Here is a 1866-nt window from a genome sequence, read left to right as displayed (position 1 = left end):
GCCAGGAACGGCACCCGCCAGCCCCAGGTCTCGAAGTCCGGGCCGGTGGTCGCCGACATCAGCTGGACCATCGCGGTGGACAGCAACAGACCGATCGGGACGCCGAGCTGCGGCCAGCTCGCCATGAACCCGCGCCGCTTCTTGGACCCCCATTCCATCGACATGAGTACCGAGCCGCCCCACTCGCCGCCGACGGCGACGCCCTGCACCAGCCGCAGCACGGTCAGCAGGATCGGCGCGGCGATGCCGATGGCCGCATAACCGGGGAGCACCCCGATGAGCGTGCTGCCGATGCCCATCAGCAGCAACGTCGTGATGAGCGTGGCCTTACGGCCGATACGGTCGCCGTAGTGCCCGAAGATCGCGGCGCCGATCGGCCGAGCTGCGAAGCCGACGAACTGGGTGCCGAACGAGGCGATCACGCCGGCGTAGGGGGTCTGCCCGGGGAAGAAGATGTGCGGAAAGACGAGCGCTGCCGCGGTCCCGTAGAGGAAGAAGTCGTACCACTCGATCGTCGTCCCAACCGTGCTGGCGATGACCGCGCGACGCCGCTGTGACCGCGCCAGTGAGGGTGCTGGTGATACCGGTGTGTCATCGACACTCATCGGAGGCTCCACATCTGGTCAAACCCGACCGTAGATATCGACGGAGCCGTCCCCAGCATCCGCCACTCTGCCGATCTGGACGAGGCTGACGACAACTCCCGCGAGTGTCAACCGCGCAGCCCCGCCTGCTGACCGAACGCGGGAGATCCGCGGCGCACCCACGTCATGGGGATCTTCCCCCGATCCTGCCGATGGAACTTCGCCTTGAACGCCAGCAGCGACCCGAAGCCGCACACCGGTTCCAGCGTGCGCGCAACGGCGCGGGCAGGCGTCGGATCAGGGCGGCGAACAGGGCTCGGTCGGCCCAGTCGAGGCGAGGCCTCGGGTTGGCTCTGCGGAGTACTGCAACCTCATGGCGCATCACGAGCAGCTCGATATCTTTGGATGCCGTCGCGCGGCTGAGCAGTGTCAGCGAGCCGAGAAGCCGACTGAAGATCAGGTAGCGCAGGCGTAGCGGCACGACCGTGATCATGCCGGGTACCGATCCCTGAAGGTCACACGCTCAGGCCGACTTCTGGAACCCCACACCCGAAATAGCGGGTGGTGACCCAGCGTCGGGGCTTGCAGGGGTGCCTGCGGCGGGCCCATTTGTACAGGTGTCGCCACAGGTGCTCACTGGCACTACCACCTCGAACAAGGACGCCGCCGCGTCCACGAATCCCGCTACCGCAACGGAGTCATCCCACACGCCGCGTGATCACTCCAGGGGAGCCACACCCATTTGCAATGGCCCTGGCCGGGAGGGCGTGTCAAACGGCTGAAGGTGCGCCTGAGTAGCGCGGATGTGGATTGTTGAGGTCCATGTCCGCGCGAGATCAGGAGCACCTTTCAGGTGAGATCGGAGCTCGATAGCCTTGAACTGTCTCATCGAGGCCCGAAACATATCAAGGCTGAACCGCCGGAGAAAGAGGCGGGAACGTGGTTAGGATCCCAGCCACGACGACGGCCCGGTTTCGTCCCGGCGTTGCCGAGCGGTCGGCCGGGGCGGCGCGCCGCGCGTCGCGGCTTTGCTCCACGTGGATGAATCGTGACGGCGCCTCCGGGTCAGGGCCGAGGCAAATGCTCGCGTGCGGCCGGCCCGAGGCGAACCTCATCTGCATGTTGTCCGTCCCTCGGAGTATGCAGTCGCAGTGCTTGTCAAAGACGTCAACCCGGAGGACCGGCCCGCCTGCCGCCTTGGCCTCCGACGCCGCGGTTATGTTCGCTTTGAGCTCGAAAAGCGTTGCCGGCGCGGCCTCGACGCCGTTGCTCAGGAACACGT

2 protein-coding genes are annotated in these 1866 nt (G+C 66.3%); both read right to left on the bottom strand.

Annotation, left to right across the window (positions count from 1 at the left end; translation table 11 throughout):
- Nucleotides 1-605 (bottom strand): MFS transporter (locus VHR41_01390; protein HEX3232819.1); only part of this gene is annotated, 605 nt, incomplete at its 3' end.
- Nucleotides 606-1489: 884 nt separating this feature from the next.
- The coding region (locus VHR41_01385) for a hypothetical protein (protein HEX3232818.1) at nucleotides 1490-1866 on the bottom strand (377 nt) is incomplete at its 5' end.

It is taken from the genome of Gemmatimonadales bacterium (assembly GCA_036265815.1).
Taxonomy (GTDB): domain Bacteria; phylum Gemmatimonadota; class Gemmatimonadetes; order Gemmatimonadales; family GWC2-71-9; genus CAVVWJ01.
Note: the sequence above shows the minus strand (reverse complement) of the source record. Positions and strands in the feature narration are given on the sequence as shown.